The following is a 6,822-nucleotide window of genomic DNA, read 5'->3' on the forward strand; positions in this document are numbered from 1 at the left end:
CGGGCGAAGGAGAGCCAGGGAAAGAGTCAGGCCGAAATCGGCGCCCTATGGCGTGAATTCGCCAGTGCCGTCGTGTGTCATCACGCCGGTCACCGCGGAGAAAGCTCAGAACAACCTCAAATTGTTCGGACGGAGTGCCTTCCTGGATTCCCGCGGCTGCGCGCACAAAGCCGCGTCGGCCCTCTGCGTGACCGTTCGGCCCCTTCGCGTGCCCGCTTTCTGCCCGCTTCGCGAGTCGTCACAGGCAGTCCGCGCCCGGCTTCTCCCGGCGACCGGGCCCGCCTGTTCATCCCGCTGCAACGTACGCACAACTCCGTTGCCATGCGGGCGAATTCCGGCGGACCGGCTCTTGCTCACATCCTTCCTGCACGCATTGCGCGGAACCCTGTTTTCTCTTTAGCCTCAGCAGGCAACGGTGCGTTGAGGCGCGCCTGAACGAAGGGAGCGTGACATGGCGGACAGCGCCGCGAGGAAAGCGGACTATGCCAAGGGCTTGGGGGGCGTCTCCTCCCTGGAGACGGCCCGCGACCAGGTCGAGAAAACGCAGAACAACGTCGCTGAGATCGCCGCGCGTTCCGGCGTCGGCGGCGACGAGGGCCAGGCCCTGCTGAAGCTCTTCCGCAGCTGGAACGCCGAGGCGCAGAAGGTCGTCGTCCAGATCAGCACGATGATCGACGCGCTCCAGGAGAACGTGACCTCCGCCAACCGCCTGGCGAAGGAGAACCAGGACCTGACCGAGGTTCTCAACAGCAAGACCAGCCAGGGCGTCTTCGAAGCACTGAGCTGAACCACCCGCGGTACCGGCCCCCTTCGGTGCGGCCGGACTTCGTGAGCTTCCCGGGCCCCGCGCCCGGCCTTCGAGAGGAGACGTCATGGCCGACGGCATCATTGACGTGCAGTACCCCAAGGTCCAGCAGGCCATCGAGGAACTGATGGACCAGACCCAGGTCATCATCAACACCCTCAACACCCTGGAGGACGAGCTCAAGCCGCTCGTCAGCACCTGGGAGGGCGCGGACCAGGAGCAGTACCGCGTCGTCCAGGCGGAGTGGGACAACGCCACCAAGAACATGGCGCGGCTCCTCGGCGACAACGGCGAGCTGATCCGCACCATCCACGACAACCACTCCCGCGACGAGCGCAGGAGCGCCGACAACTGGGGCAACGTACGCGCCCGTTGAGCCATCGGCCGCCGGTCCGCCCGCGGTAGCCACTCCGTCCTGAGACCGGGCCCGGCGTCGCGCGCGGGCGACGGGGAACGCCGGACCGTCCGCATGGCGGCGTCATGCGGGCGGTCCGGGGCGGGCCCCGTACGGCCCGCCGCGGCCGAGGGCCGCGATACCGGCCGCGGCACCGCCCGGTCCGCCCGTCAGGGCCGCCCCGTCCCGTACTCCCGTCCGGCACCTAGCAGCAGGAGATCGTCCCAATGGCCGGTGAAAAGGCCGACGTCAAGCACTTCGACCTCAAGCAGATGGAGAACTTCCGGGACAACGAGGTACAGCCGGTCCACACCGCCGCGAAGAAGCACCGGGAGGAGGGCGACGGCGCCAGCATCCGCCCCCTCGGCCACCTCGTCGACGGACACACCACCCCGGACAACCTCGACCAGAACAAGCAGCTCCTGCGCATCGGCAAGATGGTCACCGACCCGCTGGTCTCGGGACCCAAGCTGATCGAGGGCGTCCGCACGGCTGCCGAGGCCGTCGACAAGCTGCTCGGCGACCAGATGGAGCTGTTCAAGGAGCTGAAGGAAGCGCTCACGGACACCATCGAGGAAGCCAACAAGACCAAGGACAAGAACCTCGGGGCGATCGACGCGCAGACGCTGCTGCAGACCTTCGAGGAAGTCGACACCCTCACCGCCGGCAGTGCGGAAGAAGAGGACTGACCCCGCACGTGCCGGCGGTGGCCACGGCCGACCGGCGCGCCCCCTCACAGACACACGCCCGCGCGACCGTACGAGGACACGGTGCGCGGGCACGGACGACAACCGACCAGAAAGGGCGCCCGGTGGCCGATCGCTACGACCCCAACTCCGGCACCAACCTCGACAAGTTCGACAACGCCGGCGACCCGTCGAGTGACACCTGGGCCACCCTGGTCACCCACATCACCGGCTATCCCGTGCCGGACCGCAACACCATCTTCGACACGCTCCGCTCCGACCACGGCGGCAAGCTCTTCCGGATGGACATCAAGGAGCGCAGCCTCAGCCTGATGGTCAAGGACTCCGGGTTCCTGACCAACACCGGCGAGGACTACGACATCTTCTTCTTCGACGGCGGCAAGAAGAGCAAGATCATGCAGGCCCGGATCGTGTTCGAGGGCCGCGTGAAGGCCGGCGAGGAGATCATCTTCGCCAGTCCGGGTGCCGACAACGTCAACGACGCCCAAGTCCGTGAGGGCAACGAGTTCACGGACTACAACAAGGACAAGATGTCGACCATCCCGCTGGCCCGGTACATGAACGGGCCGCGGACGGCGCTTCTCGAACTGCTGAGGGGCGGCACGCAGAACGCCCGGTTCAGCAACCTGGGCGTCGGCGGCAGCGACGCGGTGGACCTGAACTCCTTCAACAGGACGGGTGAGTCCTTCGACTACGCCGCCAAGTTCTTCCGGGACCACGCGATCGTCCTCAAGGACTGGGAGGACCGCTTCGGCAAGGACGACGCGAGCTGGAAGGGCGAGGCCGCGGAGGTCTTCCGCAGCCTGCTGACGAAGATCCGCGAGAACTACGACGCCTACATCGAGACCTTCGACTCCAAGGCCGGCACCGGCGACGAGACCGGAACCGGCAACACGGTGTACTCGCGCGCCCTGTCCCTCGGCCGCAAGTACCTGGAGGACGCCGCCGGCAAGCTGCTGGACGCCTGGCTCGCGTGGGCCAAGTCCCCCTACTACGACCCGCATCAGGTGCTGCGCTACGTCCTGGACGAACTGGCCCAGTGGGTCGACGCCAACAACGTCTCCAAGACGAAGATCACGTCGACCAGCAACCGCTACACCACCACCGTCCGGCACAGCCCGCAGGGCGGCTTCGCGCAGGTGCACCCCGAGTACGGCGACCTGACCGACATCGCCAACTGGGCGAAGGTCGGCGACAAGGCGGTCAAGGTCTGGAGCCAGGGCGTCGCCGAGTACCTGGGCAAACCCGCGGCCACGGTGCAGTCCGACCTCAACAACCGCTTCCTCGAACTCGGCGAGGACTTCGCGGACAACGTGCCCAAGCCGAAGTCGACCGGCACGGCCTCGGACGCCTACGAGAAGAAGCAGCGGGAGAAGGAGAAGGAGGAGATCAAGAAGCAGAACGAGGAGAACAAGAAGTACCAGGACGAGCTGCGCGCCGAACAACAGCGGCAGCGCGAGGAGGACAAGAAGTACCAGGAGGAACTGCGCGCCGAACAGCAGCGGCAGCGCGAGGAGGACAAGAAGTACCAGGACGAACTCCGCGAGGAGCAGCGCAAGGAGCAGGAAGAGGCCAAGCGCGAGGCCGAGGAGCTGCGCAACGAGCAGAACCAGCAGCGCGACGAGGACAAGAAGTACGCGGACGAACTCCGCGAGGAGCAGCGCAAGGAGCAGGAAGAGGCCAAGCGCGAGGCCGAGGAGCTGCGCAACGAGCAGAACCAGCAGCGCGACGAGGACAAGAAGTACGCGGACGAACTCCGCGAGGAGCAGCGGCGCGAGCAGGAAGAGGCCAAGCGCGAGGCCGAGGAGCAGGCCAAGTCCGTGCAGGAGAGCCTCGGAGGGCTCAACGACCCCGACGCGCTCACCACCGAGAACCTCGACGGCCTCGACGACCTGCTGAACCAGAACAACGCGGTCACCACCGAGAGCCCGGGCGACTTCGGGGACATCAACGGCGACGGGCAGGGCCAGACCGACCTGGGCCCCGTCACCCAGAACCTCGGCAACCTCGGCGGACTGAACGCCGGGGGCGGCGCCCTCACCACCCCGACCGGCGGGAAGACCCAGGCCGACGGCGGCAAGCTCACCACCGACTTCCCGGACGGCAGCAGCACCTCCTTCGACCCGGACAGCGGGGTGCTGACCTCCACGTCGCCGGACGGCACGGTCACCACGCAGGACCTGGGTGACGGTCTGAAGGTGACGAACCCGGACGGCTCGGTGACGTCGCTGGGTGACGACGGGAAGCTGACGACCACGTTCCCGGACGGCACGACGCAGACCGTCGACCCCGCGACCGGCCAGGCGGTCACCACGAACCCGGACGGCAGCACCACCACGACGGACCTGGGCAGCCTTACCGACCTGAACGGCAGCCTCAACGGCGACGGTGTGCTCCAGGGGCCGACCGGCACCGACACCCAGCTCAACAACGCGGGTGACCTCACCACCGACTTCCCCGACGGCAGCAGCACCTCCTTCGATCCGGACAGCGGGGTGCTGACCTCCACGTCGCCGGACGGCACGGTCACCACGCAGGACCTGGGTGACGGCCTGAAGGTGACCAACCCGGACGGCTCGGTGACGTCGCTGGGTGACGACGGCAAGCTGACGACCACGTTCCCGGACGGCACGACGCAGACCGTCGACCCCGCGACCGGCCAGGCGGTCACCACCGACCCGGACGGCAGAACCACCACCGAGAACCTGGGCAGCCTGGGCGACCTCAACGGCCGGAACAACCTCGGTGGGCTCGGCGATCTGGGCGATCTCGGTGATCTGGGCGACCTCGGCTCCGACGTGACGACCGAGACCATCGGTGACCTCGGGGACATCAACGGCGACCGGTCCGGCCTGGAGACCCCGACCGGCGGCCACACGGCACTCGACGACAGCGGTGACTTCACCACCACCTTCCCGGACGGCAGCACCGCGACGTTCGACCCGGACAACGGGATGCTCACCACCACCGACGCGGACGGCACCACCACGACCACCGACCTCACCCACGGGGCGAGGGTGACCAACCCCGACGGTTCCACCACCGTCCTGGACAACGGCCAGCTGACCACCACCTTCCCGGACGGCAGCAAGCAGGTCATCGACCCCGACACGGGCATCGCGACCGTCACCGACCCCCGGGGCCACACCGAGCGGGTGGACCTGCACGACCTCAACTCGCCGTCCGGACGCGACGGTTTCAACATCCTCGACGGTCTCGGCGACCTGAACACGAGCGGCGGCGGGACCACCTCCCGGGACGTGCCCCTCTCCGAACTCGGTCTCGGCGGCAGCGGCGGGGGCGGGGCCGGCGGAGCCTTCGGCGGCGGCCTCTCCGGTGGGGACTCCCTGTCCTCGGACGCCTTCGGCGCGTCCGGCGGCTCCCCTCTCGCGGACGGTACGGCCGCCTCGCTCGGCGCCTCCTCCCCGGCGTCCGGCGCCCCCGGTGCCCCGGGCATGCCGGGCAGCCCCGGTATGCCGATGGGCGGCGGCACGGGCGGCATGGGCGCGGGCGGTGAGAAGGGCAACGGCGAGCGGGTGCGCGCCGTGCTGGTCGACGCGGCCGAGGAGAGTGAACGCCGCAACCGGCGCCGGCGCAGCCCGTGGAACCGCCAGGAGGACAACGACACCTTCCTCGCCCCGTCCCGGGTCAGCACCACCGGCGGCGACTCCACCGAGGAGGAGGCGGCGCCTGGACGCAGGTCCACCAGCTCCGCCGACTACCTGGAGGAGGACGAGGACGTGTGGGGCACCGAGGAGGGCGGCACCCCGGCCGTCATCGGCCGGTGACCGGCGTACGGACCCGGCACGGCCGGCACGGGGAGACGAATCCCACCCGGCCCCGGCTTCCCCGGGCCGGGCTCCACCAGGCAAGATCGGCAGGGCAGTTGAAGGACACGGAACCGGAGTCGGCCCGGCAGCCGGACGCGGGGACCGCACGTGCGGGCATGCCGTCCGTACGGCGGGCCGTACGGGACGGGCTTCCGGCCGCACGCACCGGCCGGTGGGCGGTCGTGCACACGGACCGAAGCAGAAGGGCGGGGCGGGCGTGACGGAACCGCTGGACAAGCGCCTGGAGAAGGCGATGGCCGAACTCCAGGCCGCCCAGGAGGCGGTCGCGCGCACCGAACGGGAGCTGCGGCAGGCGTCGTTCGCGGTGCTCTCGTCCGACCGCGCCGTCCGCGCCAGGGTCGGCCCGCAGGGGGAGCTCACCGGGATCGAGTTCCTGGAGAACAAGTACCGGGACATGTCCCCCCAGGAGCTGGCGGCCAGCGTCCTGGAAGCGGCGAACGCGGCACGCGTGAAGATGAACCGGCACGTGATGAAGGCGATGGCGCCCTTCACCGAGCCCAGTAGCAACGTGCCGGAACTGAAGGGCTTCGAGGTGGACTGGGAGCGGATCTTCGGTCCCGAGGTCCTGCGCGAGGACGACGAGGACACGGTGCGCGGCGGCGAGGCAACCCCCGCCTGGCGGGACGCGCTCGGCGAGGACGGGGAGGACTGACCATGGGGGAGCGGTACTACGTGGACCCGCAGCGCATCGAGGCGCTGGCAGGTCAGCTGGAGGAGATCGGCACTCTGGCCAGGAGCATGACGGAGGAGTTCCTCGACGAACTGGCCCCCACGGTCAGCTGGCCCGGCACGGAGGGCGAGTTCGCCGAGAAGGCCAAGCCGCAGGAGCAGAAGGAGCGGCAGACCACCAAGGACACCATGATGTCCATCCGGGACGCCCTGGTCGGCATCACCGACGCCACCCTCAGCCAGGTCCGGTTGATGAAGACCACCCGTGACGGCAACATCGAGGCGATCGAGCAGAACAACCGGGAGCTCGACACCCACGGTCTGGACGGCAACGACGGCCCGGGCGGGCATGGCCGCCGCTGACCTGAACGCCGTCGGCCGCTCCCGCACCGCGCC

At 69.0% G+C, this 6,822-nt stretch carries 6 protein-coding genes; all 6 read left to right on the plus strand.

The window, feature by feature from the left end:
- Positions 1-451: 451 nt before the first annotated feature.
- Positions 452-787 (plus strand): hypothetical protein, encoded by a 336-nt coding sequence (locus ACWGIS_RS16690; RefSeq protein ID WP_453363143.1) that lies wholly within the window; start codon positions 452-454, stop codon positions 785-787.
- An 85-nt stretch (positions 788-872) separates the two neighbouring features.
- Positions 873-1,181: a WXG100 family type VII secretion target gene (locus ACWGIS_RS16695; protein ID WP_453363144.1), complete on the plus strand. Its 309-nt coding sequence runs from the start codon at positions 873-875 to the stop codon at positions 1,179-1,181.
- 245 nt (positions 1,182-1,426) lie between these two features.
- Positions 1,427-1,888, plus strand: a complete 462-nt coding sequence (locus ACWGIS_RS16700; protein WP_453363145.1) for a type VII secretion system-associated protein — start codon at positions 1,427-1,429, stop codon at positions 1,886-1,888.
- Between the two features lie 122 nt (positions 1,889-2,010).
- Positions 2,011-5,694, plus strand: a complete 3,684-nt coding sequence (locus ACWGIS_RS16705; RefSeq protein ID WP_453363146.1) for an AAWKG family protein — start codon at positions 2,011-2,013, stop codon at positions 5,692-5,694.
- Positions 5,695-5,953: 259 nt separating this feature from the next.
- Positions 5,954-6,409, plus strand: a complete 456-nt coding sequence (locus tag ACWGIS_RS16710; protein WP_453363147.1) for a YbaB/EbfC family nucleoid-associated protein — start codon at positions 5,954-5,956, stop codon at positions 6,407-6,409.
- 2 nt (positions 6,410-6,411) lie between these two features.
- Positions 6,412-6,789: a hypothetical protein gene (locus ACWGIS_RS16715; RefSeq protein ID WP_453363148.1), complete on the plus strand. Its 378-nt coding sequence runs from the start codon at positions 6,412-6,414 to the stop codon at positions 6,787-6,789.
- The last annotated feature ends 33 nt before the right edge of the window (positions 6,790-6,822 follow it).

It is taken from the genome of Streptomyces sp. NPDC054842, from assembly GCF_053611025.1.

Coding starts and splice junctions, on each gene's coding strand:
- ACWGIS_RS16690 (WP_453363143.1), top strand. CDS start 452: ATGGCGGACAGCGCCGCGAGGAAAGCGGACTATGCCAAGGGCTTGGGG.
- ACWGIS_RS16695 (WP_453363144.1), top strand. CDS start 873: ATGGCCGACGGCATCATTGACGTGCAGTACCCCAAGGTCCAGCAGGCC.
- ACWGIS_RS16700 (WP_453363145.1), top strand. CDS start 1,427: ATGGCCGGTGAAAAGGCCGACGTCAAGCACTTCGACCTCAAGCAGATG.
- ACWGIS_RS16715 (WP_453363148.1), top strand. CDS start 6,412: ATGGGGGAGCGGTACTACGTGGACCCGCAGCGCATCGAGGCGCTGGCA.